Raw genomic sequence first — 24,259 nt, 5'->3', positions numbered from 1 at the left:
CGATGAAACTGATTGGCAGCTATACCAGCCCGTTTGTGCGTAAGATTTCGATTATCATGCTGGAAAAAGGCATTACGTTTGAATTCGTTAACGCATCGCCTTACAGCGATGACAGCCACGTGCCGCACTACAATCCGCTGGGCAAAGTCCCGGCGCTGGTCGCTGACGATAAGCAAATCTGGTTCGACTCCAGCATCATCGCCGAATTTCTGGAACTGCGCGGCGCGGAGCCGGCTTTACTCCCTGCCGATCCGCTTGAGTCACTCAACATTCGTCAGCTGGAAAAGCTGGCGGATGGCGTCAGCGACGCCGCGCTGGTGATTGTGCGTGAGCAGATGCGACCGGGTGATTTGCAGTCGGAAGAGGTGCTGTTGCGTAATCGTGAAAAGATTCAGCGCAGTCTCGATATGCTGGAAGCCGTGGCCGCAGAGGGCAAATGGCTTAACAACGGCCAGCTCAATCTGGCAGATATCGCCACTGGCTGCATGATCGGCTACCTCAACTTCCGCCGCGTGGTGCCAAACTGGTGTGTCGAACGTCCGGCATTGGTGAAGCTGGCGGAAACGCTGTTTGAGCGCGAGAGCTTTGCGCGGACGACGCCGCCTGCGGGGTGAGGGGTGCGGTGGCTGGGGCTGATGATTTCATCGGCCTCCTCAGCGCACCGCTCTCTCTGCCGTAGCTCATGATCCTGACAATCTGACGCAGGCTGAAGTGGCTGACTATCTTTGATAGCGGCCCGATATTTTTCGGGATGTATGCAGTATACGCAGGATGCGAACCGTATCTTTTTCAGCTACATAGATGATCATGAACGGTAAGCGTGGCACCACCAGTTTAAGCTGTTTTTCTGTTCCGACTTTAGTGCCAGCCCGCGGGTTTTCGCTAAGCAAACTGGCCAACCGGGTAAACTTATCGTCTGTTGCACTGGCTACCAGCAGGCCAGCCTCACGATACAGATAACGAAATATTGTTTCCCTGTCCGCCTGCGCCTGTTTTTCCCATTGAACGGCTGCTATCACAATTTTCCCTGCGCGGCCTGCGCTTTAAGCTCTTCCATGCGGGTATTCATTTCATCGTTACTGATGAACTCACTTTCACCGGCATCATAACGACTGAATGCCGCTGCTATCTGCTCTTCCAGCCATGCATCATGTTTACTGTCCTGATAGTGCCGCTCTTCAGCAGCCAGCTCTTCCGCTCGCTGACGCATAACCTCAGTCAGCGTCTTCTTCTGGCGCTCGGCTGCCTGCATGGCAAGTCGTTTAACATCGTCATCAATCCTGAAGTGGATAGTGCTCATAGCCTGACTCTCGCGTGGTGTCGTTTGTGGTGTCATCATGCCTGTCATCCCTTTCTCTGTCATCTCCATTTCGCTCGTGTGCGATGCCGGAAATCGACACTCCAATAGAACTAAATAGCCCATTACGGATGCTGGAGAGGATATGGGGAAGAGGATGTAAACGAAATGGTTAATGGAAGAACAATCCATTTTTCAGAGACACCTCGCAATCTATTACTTAGCTCTCAGCGAGTTTACAAAGCGGAGGGTGTATATTTGAACAGGAGAAAACAGGAAAGGAAGCGCGTAACGAGAGATTATTAGCGCGGGCTGAAGGTGGTGGAACACCAACAGCCCGCTGACCACAACTAACTAGGTAGGAGTTAATTATGGCTGGAAGAGATTCTACGTCAGAACCCGCTGTACCCCAAGCACGCAAAAGCATTGTCGGACAGCTGGCTGACTGGTTTCGGAATCACTGAGGCGGGACAGCCGGAGATTACTGTTGCGCCCGGTGTGATTCGGTTGTGGCGTCGGTAAGCGATAGCGTTAGAGTCTTAAAAGAAAGATCCCGGCATAAGCAGGGATCTCTCATTCATTTAATAGTGCTAGCAAGATGATAATAACCTTTCTATTGTTTCTTTATCTTTTTCATGAAAAACAATCTCTAGCTGATGCCTTTTATCATCGACCCAATCTAAAACCGAATCTTTTAATACCTCCAAATATATACACAAATCAGAATCAGCAATGCTCGGCAATGACTCATGCACGATCATTACTTTATTTTCACTAATCCAATCCAGATCGCGTAAACAATCATATAGAGAGTTCCAGTTGAGACCAAAATATCCAGGAAACCAAAGTAAGTAATAAAGAGATTTTAGTAACTCGTCAGTATCACCGATCGTTGGATCAACCCTAGCTACAAACACCTCACCAACATCATAACATACAGATTTATCTGCAAATTTAAACACTTTCATCACATTATTACCTGATTTTTATGAACGTTTTATAATGATCATTCGTATAATACGCCTCGCCATTTTTCCCGACAATGACTCGTTGAGGGCCTGGCCCCGATATATTCGGAGTTGGATGAACATATTCCTTATAGTATCCAGTGGTTTGTGGGGGCAAGCCAGATTTGCCTGTTGTTCGGTCAGGTAGATTTTTGAACACTGAACCATCGTTTCTGTGTGGATTAGTTCCACCGCTAGCAATTCGGTCAAGTGTGGGTTTTAGATCTACAGTTCCAGAAAATGTTTGCCCTGTTTTTATATCTTTTACTGTAACACCTTCGATAAAACGAACAGACTCTTTGGCTGTATTAGCTGGTTTCGTGGAACCTTTGCCACCACCAATAATGCCGCCCGCTCCCTTCACATTTCCAGCATCATCCAGTACCCCAGTCTTCATCGGATTTATAGGGATGACTTTTACCGGTCGGTTGCCATGTTCCCGCTGTAACTCATCGTCATTATTACCCAGTGCGTTATTTTCCAGCGACGTTTTCCCCGCCTGCGCCCCCGCCACAACATCAGCCGTGCTGTCTCCCACTACGCCGCCTGCCAGCCCCGCCGCTAATGTCCCCAGCGCGCTGATCGTCTGCCGCTGCTCCTCAGACAGGTCTTCACGTTTAACGCCCGGATACAGCTGCTGCGCGATGTACTCGCCCATCGCCCCGCCCGAGGCGCCCGCCAGCGCTGAGTTGTCCGTCGCATATGAGGTTACCGCACCCAGCACCGCGTGCGCCATCAGGTTCGCTTCGGTATTCACCTTACCGTTCGCGTCCGTCGTCAGCTCATGTATCTTTTCCGCCACATACGGCGCGGCCGCCCCACTCAGCGCCTGCGCCACGTTCCCGCCCGACAGCCCCTGCACCGCCGCCGTCACCGCGCTGATGCCCTGCTGAAGCGCCGAACCCGTGCCGAACGGCCTCATTGCCGTGACGTAAGCCTGCTTCGCTATCTCATCTGACGTCGGGTTCAGCTTCCCTTTTCCGGCCAGCTCTTCCCTGGCCGCCGCCAGCGCTGACGGGTCACGCTGCGCCTTCATGCCCGCTATCTGGCCCTGCGTTCTGGCAATGTCCCCCGCCTGCGCCCCGATTTCGCCTATCAGCTGCGCCGCCTTCAGCCGGTTCTGCTCTTTCTCTTTATCAAAGATGACGTCCAGCCCCGGATTCGCGTTTGCCACGTCGCGGCTTAAATCTGCAACGTCCTGAGCCTGTTTTTCCTTATCGCGGATAACGACAGTGCCTTCGGTCACCGCCGACTTCGTTACGGAGTCCGCGCTGCCGCTGCCGTTCAGCCCCGCCTGCACGTTTTGAGTCATGTTGCTTTCGAACTGACCGCCGATGCCGCCGCCGGTGCTTATCCCCGCGCTCTGATGCTCCACCTTATAGTCCGCGTGGTTCTCTATGTCGCTGAAGCCCAGCGTGCCGGTGTCGAGCCGGTTCTTATCGGCGGTGGCGGTGGAGCTGATAGCTGATAGCTATATAAGGTAAAATCCCGGTCTGGTGGCCGGGATTTGAGAACCTTACTTATTCTGAAGCGTTTCTTTTGCTTCAATCAAAATATTAATCAGATCATCAAGAGGCATTTTTGCGATAAATCCATGCTCTTTATCGGTTCCAAATAATTCAACTTCAAGATCATCTGTTCCTTTTTCTTGGTTGATCTCAATAACTCTTTCTCGATCTAATTGAACTTCAAGAGTCAGTTCTTCGTATTCCATTGGACTGGAAAAAAATAGTTCTAATTTTTTCTGAGTCATTTCTTCACCAGCGGATCTAATAGAGTATTGAACGAACCATCAGGATTAAATCTAACTCCCTGACCTTTAGATGCACGATATTCAACACCACCACGAGATAGTTCATTTCGTACCGTACCTGGATCATTTAGAAGATCCCGAATAAACTTTTCCGCTGCTGCATTTTTCTGGGCCTGATTGCCCTTCAGGGGCTCGAATGTTCCGCCTGGTTTACCAGCATGTTTTTCCCATGCCCTAGCAGCAGCAGACATTCCTTGATTATTGATCGGTTTGTTCGCTGATGCGATCCGATCATCTATCTCTGAGCCAGTAAAATCACCTCCATTTTGTGACGATTTATTACTCTCATTATTCCTTGCATTCTCTTCATCCTGAAGTTCCCAGCCGCCCGGCGTTCCCGATCCCACACCTCCCAACTCAGCCTTTTCTGCGTCCGTCAGATTGGCCCTGGCATTTGGTGCTGAGTCACTGCCAAAACCGTACTTATCCTGCAACGAACTCAGATACTTTCCGGTTATCTCGTCATTACCCATCATTTGCAGGGTGACAAGATGATCGAGCTCATCAGAGGTCATCCGCCATCGCCGTACTCACGATGACCGCACCGTTCATCTGCGTGTGCTCACGCCGATGACGATGGCCTACTACGCCTTACTCTCTACTCCCAACCTGCTGTACGCGAAAAACTGCTCATTAAAGTAAAAAAGGACGTTAGTAAAGCGAGGTTCAGATTTTAATTTATAACTGTTGATATTTAATACCTTCGTCTTGTTCATATGATGACGACAAAGATTCCAACATATTTATTTCATCCCCAACATTCATAATAAAGAGGTTTAATTCACCTTCAAATACAAGTTTCACACCTACAAATGCATCCTCTAATGAAGAAGACATTAAAAATACTTTTAAAAGTAATTTTTCAATATAATTAACGATCGGATAAATGTGTGAAATATCAACAACCGTTTCTTTTCCATATTCACCAAGATCACATCCCTGGAGAGGCAAGTTTGTTAATTCAAGCGTCGAGCCATCCTTTCCACATTTAAAACTCTCCATCTCATCAACTTCTGAAAAAACAAGCTGCAATTGTTGAGGGTGAATATAATCATGGTTTTCAAGCGAATAAATTACCCCATTAACCCTTAGAAGTTTTTTCTCAACAACACTGCGAGTCCATTCTTCATATCCCTTTACAATATTAATCATTTCGGATCTCCCTTTAGTGCATTTTTTACTGATGTATTATTAATACCATCTTTAAGGATAGTGACGAAACTACCATCTGGCTTGGTAACAACAACATCATTACCCTTTATCCTAAAAAACACATCTCCACGACTGGCACCAAGGTCAGTACCTTGTCCCGCAAACTTTCCAGCAATAACTTTATCTGGATGAGAACCGATATCGTTGATAATATCTAATACGCGCTGCCTATCTGCTGCGTTCGATGCATTACCACCAAAATCTTCAACGTGTTTTCCAAGTTTTTTACCTAATTGTGCATTGTTAACTGAGAATGCAGCATTAGATCCAATTCCAGAACTTGGTAAAGATGTTTGGCCAGGACTCGGTAAATATCCTGATATTTCATCACTGGCTTTATTAAGCAGTTTTGATGCTTCCGCTACATCACCTTTAGCCAGCGCCGTTTGTGCCGCCTTGATGGCTTTACCTGCCGCATCTCCCGCGCCTGGAATGATACCGATTGCAGCCACAAGGTAATCAAGCGCGCTCTGTGCCTCAGCAAAGCTTTTGATATCACCCACAACAGGCACGAAGTCAGTGCCCAGCGAAGCCATATCTTTCAGTACTTCACGCCGTTCAGTGTACATCTTCACCGAGCAGGCTTCGGCACTCATGCCGCCGCAGTTGGCCTTTTTATAGCGCTCGTTTTCCGCCTCAACGTACTCACCGGCCTTCTGTTCCGGCGTTTTACCTTCAGACTGCGCCTGCGCAATATCACCCAGCGCATTATTCTCAACGGTAACAATCCCAACATACTGGCCGAATTTTTATCTCATCTTCAATCTAAAATCCTTTTAGTTTAAGTAGTCTGGCAACGACAAAAACCGCACCAGTAAAAGCACCAATAGCACAGCCAATATTAATGGTTTTTAATATATCGGCTTTTTCCAGATCGAAAGATCCTGTTAGCATCCAAGCTAAAAAGTCTACGGACAAGGCTATACTCAGGAAACTAATAATAACCCCCAACATACAGACGACAAATAGAATAAACAGGCTTAATATTTTCTCATTGAAAGGTTTCATTTCAGTTTATCCTCAATGATTGGTTCAAGTTTTTTGCCGCCATACTCAGAAGAGAAAGAAGCTCCTATGTCACCCAAACTGCCTGGGATATTGCTCGGTGTTACTTCCTTTGAAATACCATAATAACTTTTTATTTCAGTATATTTTTGAAGCGTTGGATTGAATTTCGGATCCCAGCCACCTTTCCACCAGTTTGCCCCAGCATTTACTCCCCATGAAAGCCCTTTACCAATGCCATAGCCGATACCCGATCCAGCACCATTGATAAGCGCGCCAGACAATGGATTTTTGTCATCCAGCCAGTTACCAAGTGCACCACCTGCGGCATTCCAGCCAACTGTACCGTCCAACCCATTGCCCATACTTATAACATTCACCCAGCCACCAATCGCAGCATTTGCCGGATCTATCGTACCATCTGCAAGATAACTGATACCTGCGTTCGCACCTGCTCCCAGCCCCCACATTGCCTGAGCACTACCAGGCAGCAGCGCTACACCTCCTGTAGCCAGAGCCAACCCTACAGCATCACGTTCATTTAATGCTTTCTGACAACTCGCGGAACCGGGTGCAGCTGTACAGCTCGCCATATCAACACCGTGCTGGCGTATCCATGCAGCCTGAGACTCCTCATTACCACCAAGCAAATTATTAGTCACGGTCGTCTGACCGGCCTGCGTACCCGCCATCGCATCGATCGTACTGTCTCCGGCCAGTCCGCCTGCCAGACCCGCCGCAAGTGTTGCCAGTGCGCTTACCGTCTGCTTCTCGGTTTCACTCAGCTGACCGGCGCTTTTGCCGTAGACCTCTAGCGCGATCATTCCCGCCATTTCTGCCGTTGCTGCGCCTGCGGCACCTGCCAGGGCATTAGTCCCCTGTGCGACGGCCAGCGCGGCGTTCACCGCGGCGTGCGCCATGACTTTACCGGCGTCATCCAGCCCGCTGCTGCCGATAATATTCGCGATGTAAGGAGCCGTCCCGCCTGCTGCGGCCTTCGCCAGATCGCCTCCAGCCAGCCCCTGTATCACCGCCGTGGCCGCCTGCATTCCTCGTTGCATTGCACTTTCCGTACCGTAAGGGGCCATCGCCGTGTCGTAGGCCTGCTTCGCCACGTCCGCATCCGTAAACGGCTTGCCGGATGCGGCGAGTTGTTCTCTGGCCGCCTTCATCGCCGCCGGGTCCTGCTGCGCCTTCAGCCCAGCTATCTGGCCCTGCGTCCGGGCGATATCCCCCGCCTGCGCCCCGATTTCCCCGATGAGTTGCGCCGCCTTCAGCCGGTTCTGCTCCTTCTCTTTATCAAAGATGACGTCCAGCCCCGGATTCGCATTTTCCACGTCGCGGCTGAGGTCCGCCACGTCCTGCTTCTGCTTCGACGGGGCGCGGATAACGATCGTGCCTTCGCTCACCGCCGACTTCGTCACCGACGAGGCGCTGTCCGAGCCGCTCAGCCCCGACAGCACCCCGTTCGCCATGTTCCCGGCGAAGTTTCCGCCGATGCTGCCGCCGGTGCTTATCCCCGCGCTCTGATGCTCCACCTCATATTCCGCGTGGTTCTCAATGTCGCCGAAGCCCAGCGTGCCGGTGTCGAGCCGGTACTTATCGGCGGTGGCCGTCGAGCTGATAACCGCACCGTTCAGCTGTGTGTGCTCACCCGCGGTCACGTCAAAGCCGCCCTGACCCGCAAAAATCCCGGTCTGCTCAGTCACGCTCTGCCAGGTGCTGTGCATCTTATCCCGGCTCACGTTCACGTTCGCCGACCCGGTCATTGAGCCGAACGTGAAGCTGCCGCCCGCGCTGGCGCTCTGCTGCCTGCTGTCGTACCGGTCGCTGTTACTAAAGATCAAGTCCCGATAAGGTAATGACAGAGAGCATCCTTGCCACTGTCACGTATTCCATAAGACTTTTCATCTGTTACATTAACGCGTTTAGCAAATATTCATAAGTTAAAGTTCAATGAGTATTAAGAGCAGTTAATTATGAAGAACCAGAAAGATTGACAAAAACCAGGAATTATAATTCATCTTCTGAAATAATATTCGAAGCTCCACAGGCTTTAAATAACCATTTTAATGCGCCAGACATGAAATAAAGGTCAAGTGTTGTCACCTCAATTATGAAGTGGCTATTATTTAATGGCTCATCAAACAACACTGCATTCCACCAAAACCACTCTCGCCCATCAGGCTCAAGCCAAGATAACCATGAGGCTAATGTCCATTCATTATCGTTCGAAGCTTCAGCTAACTTTTCCCCATAAGATAATTCATTCCAACTTTCATTCCGTTTTTCTTTTTCTTTTTCAGTCGGTTCTGCCACAAAACCATTAACAAACTGGTATGGAAGAAAAGTTGACCATTCTTTTAGAGACGGCCATTTTTGCGTAGAGTAATAATTTACAATAATCATTACCTTTTTTGCCATGCCCAATACTTTAGACACGTCATTGCATGACACGATGAATCGTGCGATTCCAACGCCAGTAGTCTTATCTATAGACTGAGGCGGTTTTTTTAATCTACTTCTTTCCAGTAGTATCTGTCGTAATCTTTCATCACTTATTTGCATTTCTTCCTGTCCCCTGAATAATCTTGCCTTTAAATTCTTCCATTTTTTCCGGCCTTACACCATATTGATCCTTAGCTTTAGTTGGATCTGCAATAACAGGTTTTCCTTTATTTTCTGGCAAACGAGCTACACTTTCTTTTACAGCAGTGTTTCTTAGGTCATCCAGAACAGAGTGGGGAACTTCAAACGTTTTGATCGCTGCACCATCCATATTCTGCGCAACACGCTTTTCGAAAAAATCCAGTGCCCTAGCTTTGTCACCAAAATTCAAATATAGCGTTGTACTGCCAGTGATACTAACCTGTCCGTTGTCTCCTATGAGTACACGTGTATTTGGTGTTCCCTCTACACGATAAACAGTTATAGTGCCTGGACCTTTCAATCCCCATAAAGCACCACCTATTGCTGCAGTGGTATGGACACCAGTCATCGCGGTATAGAGGCCGTCTGCTGTCTCCTTACTCACACCCCAGTTTTCAGCGATACGGTTAACATTAGCTTCACGCTCCGCTTTCGCATCCGCCGAGGCATACTGCCACATCAGCGCGTCAACCTGACCTTTCCCTTCTTTATATACGCTGCCCATCGTGCCGATATACTGGCCGTCGAGTTGCTGGTCATAGCTCTTCGACATCGCTGCCAGTTCCTGCCGCATTCCCTGGCAGGCTGCTGAAGAAAGTCCTTTACAGGCTGAGTCCAGCGCTGCATCGAATGCCTTGTCCTTCGCATTCAGGTCACTGATTAACTTCTCTGCCTGCTGTTTCTTTTCACCATCCAGATAAGGCAGTGACCACTTCGCATCCTGACGTTTCTTATCATCTGTGGCTGACAGCGCATTATTCTCAACCGCATTTTTACCCGCCTGTGCCCCCGCCACAGCATTACCGGTACTGTCACCAACCACGCCGCCAGCCAGACCCGCCGCCAGCGTCCCCAGCGCGCTTATCGTCTGCCGCTGCTCTTCACTCAGGTCCTCACGCTTGACACCCGGATACAGCTGCTGCGCGATGTACTCGCCCATCGCCGCGCCCGATGCGCCAGCCAGCGCCGCGTTGCCCGCCGCATAGGAGGTTACAGCACCCAGCACCGCGTGCGCCATCAGGTTCGCTTCGGTATTCACCTTACCGTTCGCGTCCGTGGTCAGCTCATGTATCTTTTCCGCCAGGTACGGCGCGGCCGCACCGCTTATCGCCTGCGCCACGTTCCCGCCCGACAGCCCCTGCACCGCCGCCGTTACCGCGCTGATGCCCTGCTGAAGTGCCGAACCCGTGCCGAACGGCTTCATCGCCGTGTCGTAAGCCTGCTTCGCTATCTCATCTGACGTCGGGTTCAGCTTCTCTTTTCCGGCCAGCTCTTCCCTGGCCGCCGCCAGTGCTTTCGGGTCCTGCTGCGCCTTCATGCCCGATATCTGACCCTGCGTCCTTGCAATATCGCCCGCCTGCGCCCCGATTTCCCCTATCAGCTGCGCCGCCTTCAGCCGGTTCTGCTTCTTCTCCTTATCGAAGGTGACGTCCAGACCCGGATTCGCGTTCGCCACGTCGCCGCTGAGGTCCGCCACGTCCTGCGTCTGCTTCGATGTGTCGCGGATAACGATAGTGCCTTCGCTCACCGCCGACTTCGTGGTGCTGTCCGCGCTGCCGCTGCCATTCAGCCCCGCCAGCATCCCGTTCGCCATGTTCCCGGCGAAGTCCCCGCCGATACTGCCGCCGGTGCTCATGCCCGCACTCTGATGCTCAACCTTATACTCCGCGTGGTTCTCAATGTCGCCGAAGCCCAGCGTGCCGGTGTCGAGCCGGTTCTTATCGGCGGTGGCGGTGGAACCGATGACCGCGCCGTTCAGCTGCGTGTGCTCACCGGCGGTCACGTCAAAGCCGCCCTGACCGGCAAAAATCCCGGTCTGCTCCGCCACGCTCTGCCAGTTGCTGTGCATCTTATCCCGGCTCACGTTCACGTTCGCTGAGCCGGTCATCGAGCCAAAGGTGAAGCTGCCGCCCGCGCTGGCGCTCTGCTGCTTGCTGTCGTAGAGGTCGCTGTCCTGCTCTGAGGTCAGCGTCAGGTTGCGGCCCGCCTCCACCTTCACGCTCTCACCGCTCACCTGTGCGCCCGTGAGCGTCGTGTCGCGCCCGCTGGTCAGGCTGAGCTGACGGCCCGCGTCCAGCGTGGTTTCGCTGTGCGTCAGCCCGTTGCCCTTTTCGCTGCCCTTCGCCGCGTTGACGCTCGCCGACACGCTGATGCCATAGCCGCCCGACCCCACGCCGATGCCGATACCGACGCTGCCGCCCTTGCTGCTGTTCTTACTGTCGTTGCTCTGCGTGTTCTGCGCCGACTGCAGCAGGATGTCCCGCAACGCATCCAGGCCCAGGTTGCCGCCCGCCTTCAGCTGGCTGCCCTGCACGAGGATGTCGCCCGCGCTGCCCGGCTGCGCGCCGATGGCGAGGTAATTATTGGCGGCGACTGGCTCACCGAGTCCGGCATCGTCAGCGCTGAACAACCGGAAGTAAGCGCACCACTCTGTGTGCTAGAGTTGCAGCGGCGAGAAGTGGAGGTTTTCAAAGCGTAAAAACAAAATCCCGACCAACAAGGCCGGGATTCTTCATATAATCAAAGAACTACTAATTGCTGATATATATGGCTTTACGCGTATCACGACCTTTGTAATAACTCCATTAGCAATTATTTCAGTAAATAAATACTCCCCTGATTTATCATTTTTTATACTGAATGAACTAACTCCATCAATAGAATTATGTACAAGTTCATTTCCATCAAGTTTTATAGCGTACTGAATCCATCCTTCAACAGCACTGAAAGAGAAGTCGATAACCACCCCTTTTTCATCTTTAGCCGTATATAAATAGCTTATATTATCTCGTTCAAAAGAAACTGGCTCACTTTCAAAAAAAGAGAGTAACTCTATCTCATCAGGTTTTTTTTCTATAAACATTATTGAGTTGCTCCATTTTTCGGTATTGTAGTAATAAAACGATGTGAACCATTACTCATTACTTCAAAAGTGCTTTCAAACATTGTTGCCTTACCAGAAGGCCCCATAAAGAAAGACTCCCTCACTTCGAAACTGCCGTACTGATCAGTATATTTTTTCACAATATTACTTGGGTTTTTTGTTGCTGTCGTGAAGTGTTCAGCAAGCATTGCATGCCCACTTACATCATCAGTAACTCCTAATCTCTTCATTTCTAAAGAAAGTTGATTTGTGCGATCTAATGTATGGGGATTTCCTGTTGATCTTCCAAAAAGGTAATCAAATTTTTTCGCATCAACTACAGAATTAGATATTGTCTGTATGGCAATAGCATCAGGTATTTTCTTGCCTGGCAGGAACAACCCCGCCAACATTCCACCCGTTGCTTCCAGAGCAAGCTGGTTACCTTGTGCAGCTTCTTTAACCTGCCCGGCAACAGCTGTCCAGGTTTCGCTTTTCATCAGGGCTTTCAGCGTATCTGCCGCAGCTTGATTTTTACCCGACAGATCGCTTAACGCCTGGGTACAGTAGCTATCACCCATAGCGCAGGAGGTAAGAGCCATTGCCGCATCAGCACCGTAATCTGCCCCACCTAATGCCGCATCGCCGGTATCAGCAAGCGCATTAATAATGCCGTTGGCGATGGAAGAGGTTGTGCCCTCACCCAGCTTTTCCCTGACCTGACTCTTCAGCGATTCAGCTACCTGCTTCGCCGTTTCACGGGCTTTGTCACCACTCAGCGAGTTGAACTCCAGCGCATTTTTCCCCGCCTGCGCCCCCGCCACAACATCCGCCGTGCTGTCACCCACAACGCCGCCCGCAAGACCCGCCGCCAGCGTACCCAGCGCGCTTATCGTCTGCCGCTGCTCCTCAGACAGGTCACTGCGCTTAACGCCCGGATACAGCTGCTGCGCGATGTACTCGCCCATCGCCGCGCCCGAGGCTCCGGCCAGCGCTGTATTGCCCGCCGCGTACGAGGTTACCGCACCCAGCACCGCGTGCGCCATCAGGTTCGCCTGGACATTTACCTTACCGTTCGCGTCCGTCGTCAGTTCATGTATCTTTTCCGCCAGGTACGGTGCCGACGCGCCGCTTATCGCCTGCGCCAGGTTCCCGCCCGACAGGCCCTGCACCGCCGCCGTCACTGCGCTGATGCCCTGCTGCAGCGACGAACCCGTGCCGAACGGCTTCATCGCGTTGTCATACGCCCGCTGCGATATATCGGCTTCCGTATAAGGCTTACCGCTTGCCGCCAGCTGCTCACGCGCCGCCTGAAGAGCCGCCGGGTCCTGCTGCGCCTTCATGCCTGCTATCTGGCCCTGCGTCCGTGCGATATCCCCCGCCTGAGCCCCGATTTCACCGATAAGCTGCGCCGCCTTCAGCCGGTTCTGCTCCTTCTCCTTGTCAAAGATGACGTCCAGCCCCGGGTTCGCGTTCGCTACGTCGCGGCTCAGCCCTGCCACGTCCTGCTTCTGCTTCGACGGGTCGCGGATGATTATCGTGCCTTCGCTCACCGCCGCCTTCGTGGTGCTGTCCGCGCTGCCGCTGCCGTTCAGCCCCGCCAGCATGCCGTTCGCCATGTTCCCGGCGAAATGACCGCCGATGCCGCCGCCGGTACTGATGCCCGCGCTCTGATGCTCCACCTTATAGTCCGCGTGGTTCTCAATGTCGCCGAAGCCAAGCGTGCCGGTGTCGAGCCGGTTCTTATCGGGGGTGGCCGTCGAGCTGATGACCGCACCGTTCAGCTGCGTGTGCTCACCCACGGTCACGTCAAAGCCGCCCTGACCCGCAAAAATCCCGGTCTGCTCAGTCACGCTCTGCCAGGTGCTGTGCATCTTATCCCGGCTCACGTTCACGTTCGCCGACCCGGTCATTGAGCCGAACGTGAAGCTGCCGCCCGCGCTGGCGCTCTGCTGCTTGCTGTCGTAGCGGTCGCTGTCCTGCTCTGAGGTCAGCGTCAGGTTGCGGCCCGTGTCCACCTTCACGCTCTCACCGCTGGCCTGCGCGCCCGTGAGCGTCGTGTCGCGCCCGCTGGTCAGGCTGAGCCGGTTGCCCGCGTCCAGCGTGGTCTCGCTGTGCGTCAGCCCGTTGCCTTTTTCGCTGCCCTTCGCCGCGTTGACGCTCGCCGACACGCTGATGCCGTAGCCGCCCGACCCCACGCCGATGCCGACCCCGACGCTGCCGCCCTTGCTGCTGTTCTTACTGTCGGTGCTCTGCGTGTTCTGCGCCGACTGCAGCAGGATGTCCCGCGCCGCAGCCAGGCTCAGGTCGCCGCCCGCCTTCAGCTGGCTGCCGGTGATGCTGATGTCGCCGCTCTGCGCCGTACCGTTTTTGCCGGTTGCCGTGACGGTCAGATTCCGGCCCGCCGTCAGCGTGCTGCCCTGCGACTGACTGCTCTCAGTACGCGCTTCGGTTTTCGACGACTGGCTGCCGTACGAGGCGCTGACGCCGATGGTGTTGGTCGAGCCCGCCTGATAGCCGTCCTGCCCCGGCTTCAGGTCGCCGGCGGCATTGTGTGCGTTTGCGGCGGCAGTGTTCAGCCCGTCCATCTGAGCCGCCTGCGCCGCCTGCACCCCGTTCAGCGCCGCCTGGGTGTTCTGCAGCGCGCTGACCCGCCCGTCACCCGACTTCCTGGCCTGCTGCGCGCTGCTGACCGCCGTGTTGAGCGCGCTGCCCGCTGCACCCGACAGCGCCAGCGTCAGTCCGCTCTGCTTCGACTCGGTCTTCTCGGTGCGGGTCCGCTGGTCAACACCCGGATCGATGCTCACGCTGTCGCCCGTCAGGTTCATGTCTTTACCCGCCACCAGGTCTGCGCCGCCGACGTGCAGCCGGTTGCCCGCCGTGATGTCCACGCTGCCCTGGCTGCTGCCGATGGTGCTGACGCTCTGGCTCTGGGTGGTGCCTTTTTCATCAATTTCGTGCCGCGTGGACTGCTTGCCGATGGTGAAACCGATGCCACCGCTGCCCAGCAGCCCGCTCTTTTTCTTTTCTTTCAGCTGGTAGTGGCTGTCGGTCTCGGTTGCCGCGCCAATCTCCACGTCGCGCCCGGCCCGCAGGTTAACATCCTGGTCGGCGGCCACCACCGAGCCGGTCACCGTCAGGTCGCGCCCGGCGATGACCGTGACGCTTTCGCCGCTCAGCAGGCTGCCGTTCTCACGGGTGGTAACATCCTGCGTTACGCTGTGGCCGCTGCTTTTGTTCAGCAGACCTTTATTCTCTGAGCGCTCCTCGCTGTAGAACGACTCCCGTTCGGTGGCTGTGTTCAGCACCACGTCCTGCTTCGCCTGCAGCCCGACCGCGCCCTGTTCGCTGTGCAGCGTACTGCCGGTCACCGTGACGTCGCCCTCGCGCCCGATCACCGTTATGCCCTGCTGTCCGCTGAAGGTACTGCCGGTGCTGCTCTCGCGTGAGCTTTCTTCTTCGCGGTGACTGCGGGTCTTGCCCTCGCGCTTGTTCTCGCTGTCCTGAGCTAACAGGCTGGCGCGTGCGTCCCTGATGGTAACGTTCTGCGCGCTGACGCCGATGCTGCCCTGTGTGCTGTTAACCTGCGCGCCTTCGGCCAGCAGATTATTGCCCGCTACCAGCGTCACGCCCTGATCGCCGCTCAGTGTGCTGAGCAGCAGACGATCCTCCTGACGACTGTTGCTGACCGACGAGGTCCGGCTGCCAGCCTCAAGATGAGTGGTATTGGTGGTGGTCTCCGCGCCGATGCGAATGTCGCCGCCAGCCTGTACCCGTGCAGAGCCGGAGGCGCTGGCCTGACTGCCGGTCAGCGTCAGGTCACGTCCGGCCGAGAGCAGGAGGTTGCTACCGGCGCTAAGCTCGCTACCCTGCGCCTGCTGCCACTCACCGCTGACCTGCGCCATGCGCTCATCCGCTTCTTCCATGCCGCTGCTGGTACGGTTGCCCATCGCGCCGGAAATTACATTCACGCTGCCGCTGTGACTGCTTTTTGCGGTGCCGATCTCAAGGTTGTTACTCGCGCTCAGGCTGAGGTTATTGGTGGCATCCAGCTTCGCGCCCTGCAGCCGGATATCGGTGCCGCTGAGGCTGATATCATCGGCGCTCATCGTCGCCTGGCGCAGGGCATTCTGCAGATCGGTGCTGATCGTCAGCGTCTCCGCCTTCACATCAATGCTGCCTGCCTTGATGTCGCCGCCCAGGTGCTGAAACTGCCCGCTGTCGATGGCGAGCGCCTTGTCCGCAAACAGGTTACCGGCATTGGTCACGCTGTCCGCCGAGAGCTGCAGATTACCGCCGCCAATCACCGCGCCATCGCCGGTCAGGCGCAGGGTAGTCTGAGCCAGATAGACTTTCGGCACCCACACGGTCTGCGGACCCTCTGCCATATCAACCGTTTCGCTGACCAGCCAGACAATATCCTGCTGCAGCGCCGCAATCTGCTGCGGCGTCAGCGCCACACCCGGCACCAGATGGAAGTCCTGCGCCACTTTCGTGCCATTGTTCATCAGCTCCTGATACTGCTCCATTGCATCCCAGCCATTAACGGAAGGCCTGCCGGTCAGTTTCAGGACCTGCTCACGCACCAGGCGCTGCTCATAAAACCCGTCGCCCAGGCGTTTATGCACCTGTGACGGGTCATAGCCCACCCGTTCGAGCAGATAATCGCTGCTGATAAATTTATCCCAACGGGTAAAGCGCTCGTCAGTGACGAGCAGATAGGGGCTGCCCGCCGCAGTGTGCTGACTGAACAGGCCGTTATTGGGGAGAGCCGTGGCGACTTTCTCCAGCTGTTGCAGCGCCGTCAGGGCCAGTTCAGCCGGTAACAGGGGGTGACCCGATGTGTTATCACCCGCCGCAAGTTCTGTGTCGCCTTCATGGTGAGCGACGCCGTCCACGGTGAAAGCCAGTGGATTGCGTTCATACTCAGCGCGCTCGGCGTCCACCGCCTGTAGCGCTGCCTCAAGCTGGCTGACCTGCGCCTGATTAACCGTGATATTACTGATGCTGGCTCCGCTGATACTGACGTTGCCGTTGCCGGTTATGATGCCGTCAACGGTGGCCAGAGCGGTGGTCTCGTCGGAATTGAAAGTTGGATACCAGTGGCGCGTGCTTCTGTCATAGTGATCGACGATAACCTCCTGACGCCGCTCGTTGACCGAATAGCCCCGGTTGTCGATGCTGCCACCGCCATCCAGTATCAGATTACCGTTGGCCGTGATCACGCTGGCGTCATTGAGTAATGATCCGGTGATGCGCAGCCTCATGTCACCACCAGTCAGAATACGTGCGCCGACACCTTCATTGACCAGCCTGTCACGCGTCAGAGTGCCGGTAACACTACGTTCACGTAAAGCGCTGTAGTCGCTGATAAAGAGGGCGCTGTCGATATCGATATGTTGTTCAGGATCCCATTGTTCAATACGGCCACGGTCATGTTCGCGCCACACCGTGTTCTGATAAGGGGTAGGAACATTTTTTTGCTTGAATCCGCGGGTTTCATAGAACGTCATGGCATAACTATCGTCAGCGCTGGGATTCAGCGCCAGATAGTTAACCCACAGATCGGTCAGCACGCCCTGATTGTTCATGACACGGACCTGGGCGCGTTTGCCTGCGGCATCAATCGCCAGCAACGTGCCGTAAGGATTACTCTGTGCCGCAGCCTCATCCTGAAAAGTCAGTTGCTGGGTGGTCGGTGCCATGCTGCTCTTATCGGGCATTATCGTGGTACCAAACGAGCGCCAGTAGTAGTTATATCGGTGCCAGCTGTAGTCGCTGGTCTCTGCCTCACGCTCAATCTCCAGCCCTTCGCGCAGATTGTCGAGCCGCCCCGCTTCAAGCGTCATATCACCGTCCGCTTCGATAAAACTCGCCCGGTTCTCGATCAGGTCATCGCTGTGCAGCGACAGGCGATCGCCGCTATAGAGCAGCGCGCCATCTGTGTTGCTCAGCCGCTCACGGGCCTGCAGGGTCAGGTTTTGAGTTGCCGCGATGACCGCAGGCTGTCCATGGTTGTCGATCACCCGGGAATGCACGGTGACTTCATCACCCATCAACGCGGCACGGTTATCCAGCGAGTCGACATTCAGCGTCAGGTCGTCGGCTTCAAGACGCCCGCTGTTCAGCAGCGCAACGGTAGTAAGCTGAACTGTTTTGCCCACCAGCATCGCAGGGTTAGTTATGCCTGCCGCATTCAGCACCAGATTACCCGGCAGCAACCAGTCCACCAGGTTAGTAAACGCCCCGCTCAGAGAGACAGTCACCGTGCCGTTACTGCTGATGGTTTCGCTCGCCTGGCGGGTGTAGTCCTGTTGCGCGGTCAGCGTCAGAGCTTGCAGGCCCAGCAGCGTGCCGCCCTGATTATCAAAAGAGTGTGCATGGATGCTCAATGCGCCAGCACTCTCCAGCCTTCCGCTCTGATTGAGCAGCACCAGCGGTGAATCAGTCGGTGAGAGATCACCGTTGAGGGTGAGATCACCATTCGCCAGCACCCTTCCCTGCCGGTTGTCCAGCTGTGCAACACCGCGCAGCATGAGCGTTCCGGCGCTCTGCAGCCGCCCGGCGCTATTATCGATATCACGTGCAGTAATGTCGCTGTAGGTGGTGCCGAGTAACAGGCCGCCGTCGCGGTTGATAAGGCGATCGGCCTGCAGTGAGAGCCCCGCCTGACTGCTGATCACACCCTGGGTACTGTTATCGATCGCCGTGGTGTTCAGCACTAAATCCTGGGTGGCGACAAGCTGGCCGCCCTGATTGTTCAGTTGTGCGGCTTCAAGAGTCAGCGCCGCGCCGCTGTGGACTTTGCCCTGCTGGTTGTTGAGCGTGCCGACGTGATAACTTCCCGCGCCCTGGCTGATCAGTGTGCCGCTGGCATTCTCCAGCTGCACGGTGGTCAGATTAATCGCTTCACGGCTACTGAACACGCCCTGACGGTTGTTGATCGTTGCGGCATTGATCTGCTGTTCGCCATTGCTGCGTACCGCGCCGCCATTGTTATCAAACTGCCCTGACAACTGAAGTGTCAGCTGTTGCTGGCTGTCGATGTTGCCGCCTGCGTTGTTCAGCGTCTGCGCATCCAGCTGGAACGCTTCGCCGCTCTGTATCTTACCGGCCTGGTTATCCAGATCCCCGGCCAGATTCAGCTTCAACTGCCGCTGACTGTAGAGCAGACCGCCCTGGGTGTTATCGATACGCGCAGCGGTAATAGTCAGCCCCTCACCAGCCAGCCACTGGCCATCCGCATTGTTAATGTTACCGGTGCGGCTGCCTTCGGTCTGACCCTGAACGGTAAGCTGCTGCTGAGCAGAGACTTTACCGGCCAGGTTGTTGATATCCTGCTCAATGCGTAACGCCATGCCAGCAGCCGATTGCAACACGCCGCTGGCGTTACTGAGCCAGTTCGCCGAGAGTTCAGCCTGCTGCTGACTTTGTACGCTGCCCGCCGTGTTATCGAAACCGGCAGTCGTGGCAGTCCAGCTCCCCTGGCTGCCCATCCAGCCCTGCGCATTGCCCATCTCCTGCGCCTGGAGCGTCTGGCTTAGCCGACTGAAGATGCGGCCATTACTGTTATCCAGACGGCCCGTGAACTGCATATCCAGCGCGTCCAGCGCATTGATCGCCCCCCCGGCATTCAACAGATTTGCGGCGCTGGCCTGGGTGCTACCGTTGCTGGTCAGTGTGCCGCCCTGGTTGTCCCAGTCACCCGCTAGGTTAAGCGTCAGCGCCTGCTGGCTGAGAATCTGCCCTGACTGGCGATTGTTCAGTGCGCCGCCCTGCAGCAGCAGATCGCCGCCGCTTTGCAGCGATCCGCCATCGTTTTCAAATAGCGTCGCTGCGGTGCCATGGACCGCGAGGGCATTTTTCGCCGTGAGTTTGCCGCTCTGGTTGAGGATATCGCCACGGCTGGTCAGCTCCAGATCACCGCCAGACTGCAACCGGCCACTGGCATTATTGAGTTGATCTGCCGTCGCCGTGACCCGCTCACCGCCCTGTGCCGTCCCGTCGCGGTTTTGCCAGAGTCCGCCGCTGAAAAGATAAAATTCATGGCCCGCTTCGATCCAGCCACCGCTGTTGTCCAGGCCCTGTAGTGTCGTCAGGTCGAGATCGCGCTGGCTGACGATCTCGCCCTGCGCATTATTCAGATGCTGTGCGGTCAGCGACAGCTGCCCGCCGTTCAGTATGCCGGATTGATTATTCAGATCACCGCCCGCACTGAGCGTCAGCGCATTATCGGCAAGCAGCTTACCCTGACTGTTGTTAACAGCCGCACTGGCATTAATAGCCAGCGCGGCCTGAGTTTTAACGGTGCCATCCTGGTTAGTCAGGCTGCCTGTCTCAAGCGTCAGATCGCCGTTGTTACCCAGCTCACCCGAGGTGTTGTCGAGCAGACCGTCAATCCGCCAGTTCTGGGCGGCATTGTCGAGTGCGACCATGCGTCCACGCTGGTTATTCAGGGATGCGGCCCGGAAGCTGAGCTGCCAGCTCTCAATATTGCCGTCGCTGTTATCCAGCCCACCACTCAGGGTGAAGCGGCTTTCGCCACTTCCGGTCTGCGACCATCCGGCCTGCTGGCTGAACAGGCTGCGTCCATCGATCTGCCAGCGCCCGGCGCTGATCTGCGCCTGCTGCGCCTCGATGTCACCTGAGGTGTTAATCACCAGCTCCGTGCCATTAATCACCGCATGACGCACGGCAACACCCTCATCCTGAGCCGTCAGGGTGGCGCGGCTGGCGGCGACCTGAGCGCCACTGAGATCGACCCGGCGTCCGCGCACGCTGACCTCTTTTTTACTCAACAGGCTGCCGCTGGCGCGAATGGCATCCTGGCTCTCAAGATGCAGACTGGCTTCCTGCACAATCTGGCTGCCGGCGTCGCTGCCGGCCAGCAGGTGTCCACTGCTCTGAATGCTGCGGGCTGCCGTCAGCCGTACGTCGCCAGCCGCCGCAAGGGTGCCGGACTGAGTAATCCCACCTTCGCGGCTCTGAACCGTCAGTTGACCGCCGCTGTGGAGTTTGCCCTGATAATCAACGCTGTCTCTGGCCGCCAGGCTGATGTCGCCTCCGGCCTGCGTGACGCCATCCTGTGCCGCCGATTGCCAGACGAGTTTACCTTCGCTGCTCACCACCAGCGTTTTACCCGCCTGCACCTGGGCGTTCTGATTGCGCACGCCGACGCCCGCTTCGGTGCCCATCATGCGGATCTGGCCGCTGTACATGCCGCCCATCTGCCCCATGTCGATCGCCAGTTCAGGTCTGGCGCTGCCGTCGTCAGCCAGCGGTGTGACCGTCTGCGAGTCTGCGCTTACGCGGTTGCGACCGGCCACCACCGCCAGCTCCTTTTTGGCCCAGACACCCGCATTGATCTCCACCGCGCGGGCCAGAACGTCTACGTATTCAGTATCATGTCGGGAATCGCCATTAAGTCCGCCGCCTTCAATGCGCACCACGCCGCGTTCAACCTGATAACCCGCCAGGCTGCCGTCGGCGTTGAGCTGCGGTTTGCCGGTGGTCAGCGTCATCCGTCCGGCGTTGATGGTGCCGCAGCCGTTGCAGACAATTCCGGCCGGGTTGGCCACGATCACCTGCGCCCGTCCGCCCGCCACTTCCATATAACCGCGAAGCTGGCTGGGATTATTGCTGTTCACTTCGTTAAGGATCACCCGCGCCGCTGGGGTCTTTGGGTTAAGATTCGGGTTGCCCTGAATCATTCCGGCCAGTTGTGTTGAGGTCATCACTGCGGAGTTATTCAGGATGGCGCCGTTCTGCGCGACGTCGAATTGCTGATACTGGTTATGCGAGATACCCGCCTGATTGGGGGCGGTGATATTAACCTGCGGCAGCCCGTTCTGGGTAGCGATGACCTCCGGCCGCTGTCCTGGCGTAGCATTGCTATCCGCCACAATGCCGTTCGCCATTGCAGGCCCGGCAAACAGGGCCATTCCCAGCAGCCACGCCGTGCGGCGTAAAGTGACCCAGAGACGCGGCGCGCCTTTGCCACGGCTCTGGCCGGGTTCCGTGCTGCAACTGCGGGCAAGTTCTGACACCACCCGGAGTTCCCCATGGGTGCGGCTGAAGATAATGCGATAGCAATGTTTATTCATGGGTCACATCCATGTGAAAGTCACTCAGTTCAGATAGCGGGATCGCCCGCTTTGGTGGTCAGATTTCCAGGTTAACGCTGAAACCCGCCGTCGCGCCTGAGGTATGAAAACCCGCAGGTTTATAGAGCGGAATGCCCGCAAACAGGTCGTAGCTGAAGCGCCCCCAGAGCGCGCCGCGTACCCCTATTGCACTGCCTGCCAGCTGATGCCCGACAAGATCGCGAGTCGCAGGTCCGCTTACCCGGCCATAATCGGCAGCCAGATAGAGCTCATGCCCGCGCGAGAAAAGATTCCAGCCGATTTCATTACGCCATAGCAGTCCTTTTTCCCCCGACAGCATCTGCTCACCGTCGAAGCCGCGTACCGTATAACGGCCGGCAATTGCCATTCGCTCCTGTGGCGTCAGGGCATTCGGACTCCATTGTCCCCGCACACTGCTGTAGACCCGCCAGGGCTGCTCGCCCAGGGCGAAAGGATGGTTGATGCCGAGGTCGCCCAGCAATATGCCGGTACGCGCGCTGCCCTGATGACGCGACTCTTCTGGTGCAGGAAGCGCATTAAACGCCCCGGTACCGCGCCGCCAGGCGATACTGGCGTCCAGCGTGCTGCCGCCCAGATAGCTATGCTGATTCAGGCCCAGTTCCCAGCCCGCAGTGCGCCGCTTTTGCTGCTCAATGTCGATATCGTTGACGGCGTTGGTGGAGTGTTTGCGGTAGCCACGCAGATTAAGCGTGGTTTTATTCGACTGATCGCGGTAGAGCAACCGGGAGACCGTGAGCTGGACATTGTCGCTCTTGCCGCTGTAGCGCAGCACATCATTGGCATTGGGGATGTTCTGGTGATAGGTGTAGTCGTTGTAGTTGGCAGAAACGGCCCAGTAGCCTATCGGGAAAAAATAATTCAGGGTGTGCGAGCGGTTGCCGAACGGCCCATGCTCAAAAAGATTTTTGCCAATATTGGCGTAAAACAGGTCGTTTTGCGCAAAGGGCGCATCCACGGCCAGCGTAGCGGAACCGAGATAGCGTCCGGTACTTTCAGATCCGCTGTCATCCAGCCCCAGACTGAGCCGCACTGGTCTGCCTTCGTGCCAATTGACCAGCAGATCGCTGGTCGCTTCCCGCTCGCCCGGCACGATTTTAATGTCAGCACTGGCGCTGGGCACCCGCTTAAAGTTCTCCAGGCCCTGCTCAATATCCCGCAGATTTAATATCTCGCCCGATGACGCCGGAACGGCATTCCACAGCCGTCCACGCCAGGAAACAGGTTCTTCGAAGCGGATCTGGCTGATACGGCCAGGCTGCAGCGTCAGCGTCAACACGCCCTTCGTCAGATCCTGCTCCTGCGCCATAACGCGGGTGGTCACATAGCCTTTGGCGAGAATTGCATTCTGCACTTTGTTGATGACCAGCACGATGCCCTGTCCGCCCAGGCAACGGCCGGTGGCGTCTGAAGCAGCATCAAGCGCCCACTGAAAACGGCTGGCTGCCTCGCCCGTCAGGGCAATTCGATTAATGGGAAAACAGGGCTGCTCATTAGCAGGATAACCGGGCAGATGACTATCCGGACGCCGCAGATGTTCATTTACCTGCGGCGCATTCTGCTGTTGCAGCACGCGCTCGCGCGTCTGCTGACGCTGTTGCTCGCGGGCATCAATCGCCTGACCTTCTTCGCGGGGCGTATCGGCTGGCGAGGCTGCCATCAGCGGTAAAGAGAAGCAGAACAGCGCGCCCGCGACTATGACGAGCAGAGGCTTTGGCGGATGCCAGAGCGATAAAAAAATCCTTTTCATGAAAATTCCATTTCACTTACTGTAACCGGGTGTAACTTTTGGCGAATTATCCATCAGAAAGGGACAAAAACAAGGGGGAGGGCTATTTTTGAGGCGGTTTCTTAACCGGTGGGTTTACGAAAGGGCGCAACACGGCAACCGGCTTAAGAATACAAACAAGCCAATGATATTTAATGAGAAAAAACTGGCATGATGCTGATAAAAAAATACTCTTTAACGCAGCAGGATGACTTTAAAGCCTTTTTAAGCACTTTTGCGCATTCATTTGCGTATTAAAAGAGAGCATGAAGGCGATTATTGTCCGCCTCCGGTAATTTGTGATTCTCAGTCCTGGCAGAAGATCATCACGGCAGTTTCCTCTCTGTGGAAACTGTGCAAGAGACTCACAAAAACTGATGATGTTTTCTGTAAAGTTCAGAGTGGTGTAGGGTTACGGCAGGTGCTTTGAATAAACACGCTATCGGGTAGCCATCCCGACCCTGAAAAATCCCATAAAAAAAGGGACGATTGCTCGTCCCTTT

General features: G+C 55.4%; 13 protein-coding genes and 4 pseudogenes. 1 reads left to right on the top strand and 16 read right to left on the bottom strand.

The window, feature by feature from the left end; genetic code table 11:
• Positions 1–2: 2 nt before the first annotated feature.
• On the top strand, positions 3–614 hold the full coding sequence (locus AC6I8C_RS00435; protein WP_497821300.1) for a glutathione S-transferase: 612 nt from the start codon (positions 3–5) through the stop codon (positions 612–614).
• A 105-nt stretch (positions 615–719) separates the two neighbouring features.
• On the opposite strand, the gene AC6I8C_RS00430 is transcribed toward AC6I8C_RS00435, so the two are convergent.
• From AC6I8C_RS00430 to AC6I8C_RS00355, 16 genes and pseudogenes are all read right to left on the bottom strand, one after another.
• Positions 720–1,019 (bottom strand): type II toxin-antitoxin system RelE/ParE family toxin, encoded by a 300-nt coding sequence (locus AC6I8C_RS00430; RefSeq protein ID WP_497821299.1) that lies wholly within the window; start codon positions 1,017–1,019, stop codon positions 720–722.
• Positions 1,016–1,300: a damage-inducible protein J gene (locus AC6I8C_RS00425; protein ID WP_497823286.1), complete on the bottom strand. Its 285-nt coding sequence runs from the start codon at positions 1,298–1,300 to the stop codon at positions 1,016–1,018. The genes AC6I8C_RS00430 and AC6I8C_RS00425 overlap by 4 nt, the downstream gene beginning before the upstream one ends.
• Before the next feature lie 587 nt (positions 1,301–1,887).
• A complete protein-coding gene (locus tag AC6I8C_RS00420; protein ID WP_497821298.1) occupies positions 1,888–2,265 on the bottom strand; it encodes a barstar family protein in 378 nt (125 codons plus the stop codon).
• A gap of 7 nt (positions 2,266–2,272) precedes the next feature.
• The gene (locus AC6I8C_RS00415; protein ID WP_497821297.1) at positions 2,273–3,679 is read right to left on the bottom strand and encodes a VENN motif pre-toxin domain-containing protein; all 1,407 of its coding nucleotides are present in this window, start codon (positions 3,677–3,679) and stop codon (positions 2,273–2,275) included.
• A 141-nt stretch (positions 3,680–3,820) separates the two neighbouring features.
• On the bottom strand, positions 3,821–4,057 hold the full coding sequence (locus AC6I8C_RS00410; protein WP_426608445.1) for a hypothetical protein: 237 nt from the start codon (positions 4,055–4,057) through the stop codon (positions 3,821–3,823).
• Positions 4,054–4,635, bottom strand: a pseudogene (locus AC6I8C_RS00405) (tRNase toxin domain-containing protein); the annotation flags it as partial. The pseudogene AC6I8C_RS00405 and the gene AC6I8C_RS00410, both read right to left, overlap by 4 nt.
• A 160-nt stretch (positions 4,636–4,795) precedes the next feature.
• Positions 4,796–5,269 carry a hypothetical protein gene (locus tag AC6I8C_RS00400; RefSeq protein ID WP_497821296.1) on the bottom strand — a complete coding sequence of 158 codons (474 nt, stop codon included), beginning with the start codon at positions 5,267–5,269 and terminating at the stop codon, positions 4,796–4,798.
• Complete coding sequence (locus AC6I8C_RS00395) at positions 5,266–5,925, bottom strand: hypothetical protein (protein WP_497821295.1); 660 nt, start codon at positions 5,923–5,925, stop codon at positions 5,266–5,268. The genes AC6I8C_RS00400 and AC6I8C_RS00395 overlap by 4 nt, the downstream gene beginning before the upstream one ends.
• A 169-nt stretch (positions 5,926–6,094) precedes the next feature.
• Positions 6,095–6,337: a hypothetical protein gene (locus AC6I8C_RS00390; protein ID WP_497821294.1), complete on the bottom strand. Its 243-nt coding sequence runs from the start codon at positions 6,335–6,337 to the stop codon at positions 6,095–6,097.
• Positions 6,334–8,169, bottom strand: a pseudogene (locus AC6I8C_RS00385) (VENN motif pre-toxin domain-containing protein); the annotation flags it as partial. The pseudogene AC6I8C_RS00385 and the gene AC6I8C_RS00390, both read right to left, overlap by 4 nt.
• A 178-nt stretch (positions 8,170–8,347) precedes the next feature.
• Positions 8,348–8,902 (bottom strand): hypothetical protein, encoded by a 555-nt coding sequence (locus AC6I8C_RS00380; protein ID WP_497821293.1) that lies wholly within the window; start codon positions 8,900–8,902, stop codon positions 8,348–8,350.
• Positions 8,903–9,506: 604 nt separating this feature from the next.
• Positions 9,507–11,366: pseudogene (locus tag AC6I8C_RS00375) on the bottom strand (hemagglutinin repeat-containing protein); the annotation flags it as partial.
• A gap of 129 nt (positions 11,367–11,495) precedes the next feature.
• A complete protein-coding gene (locus AC6I8C_RS00370) occupies positions 11,496–11,846 on the bottom strand; it encodes a hypothetical protein (RefSeq protein WP_132499535.1) in 351 nt (116 codons plus the stop codon).
• Entirely contained in the window at positions 11,846–21,949 is a 10,104-nt protein-coding gene (locus tag AC6I8C_RS00365) for a hemagglutinin repeat-containing protein (protein WP_497821292.1), read from the bottom strand. Before AC6I8C_RS00365 ends, AC6I8C_RS00370 begins: the two co-directional genes overlap by 1 nt.
• Positions 21,950–22,007: 58 nt before the next feature.
• Positions 22,008–23,738 carry a ShlB/FhaC/HecB family hemolysin secretion/activation protein gene (locus AC6I8C_RS00360; RefSeq protein ID WP_497821291.1) on the bottom strand — a complete coding sequence of 577 codons (1,731 nt, stop codon included), beginning with the start codon at positions 23,736–23,738 and terminating at the stop codon, positions 22,008–22,010.
• Between the two features lie 232 nt (positions 23,739–23,970).
• Positions 23,971–24,168: pseudogene (locus AC6I8C_RS00355) on the bottom strand (hypothetical protein); the annotation flags it as partial.
• Positions 24,169–24,259 lie beyond the last annotated feature (91 nt).

It is taken from the genome of Pantoea sp. X-Soil-YNGN-844, from assembly GCF_059730595.1.
Note: the sequence above shows the minus strand (reverse complement) of the source record. Positions and strands in the feature narration are given on the sequence as shown.

Excerpts from the sequence above, each read along its gene's own strand:
- AC6I8C_RS00420 (WP_497821298.1), bottom strand. The coding sequence starts at position 2,265 with ATGAAAGTGTTTAAATTTGCAGATAAATCTGTATGTTATGATGTTGGT.
- AC6I8C_RS00400 (WP_497821296.1), bottom strand. The coding sequence starts at position 5,269 with ATGATTAATATTGTAAAGGGATATGAAGAATGGACTCGCAGTGTTGTT.
- AC6I8C_RS00365 (WP_497821292.1), bottom strand. The coding sequence starts at position 21,949 with ATGAATAAACATTGCTATCGCATTATCTTCAGCCGCACCCATGGGGAA.
- AC6I8C_RS00435 (WP_497821300.1), top strand. The coding sequence starts at position 3 with ATGAAACTGATTGGCAGCTATACCAGCCCGTTTGTGCGTAAGATTTCG.
- AC6I8C_RS00425 (WP_497823286.1), bottom strand. The coding sequence starts at position 1,300 with ATGAGCACTATCCACTTCAGGATTGATGACGATGTTAAACGACTTGCC.
- AC6I8C_RS00380 (WP_497821293.1), bottom strand. The coding sequence starts at position 8,902 with ATGCAAATAAGTGATGAAAGATTACGACAGATACTACTGGAAAGAAGT.
- AC6I8C_RS00390 (WP_497821294.1), bottom strand. The coding sequence starts at position 6,337 with ATGAAACCTTTCAATGAGAAAATATTAAGCCTGTTTATTCTATTTGTC.
- AC6I8C_RS00360 (WP_497821291.1), bottom strand. The coding sequence starts at position 23,738 with ATGAAAAGGATTTTTTTATCGCTCTGGCATCCGCCAAAGCCTCTGCTC.
- AC6I8C_RS00370 (WP_132499535.1), bottom strand. The coding sequence starts at position 11,846 with ATGTTTATAGAAAAAAAACCTGATGAGATAGAGTTACTCTCTTTTTTT.
- AC6I8C_RS00410 (WP_426608445.1), bottom strand. The coding sequence starts at position 4,057 with ATGACTCAGAAAAAATTAGAACTATTTTTTTCCAGTCCAATGGAATAC.
- AC6I8C_RS00395 (WP_497821295.1), bottom strand. The coding sequence starts at position 5,925 with ATGAGTGCCGAAGCCTGCTCGGTGAAGATGTACACTGAACGGCGTGAA.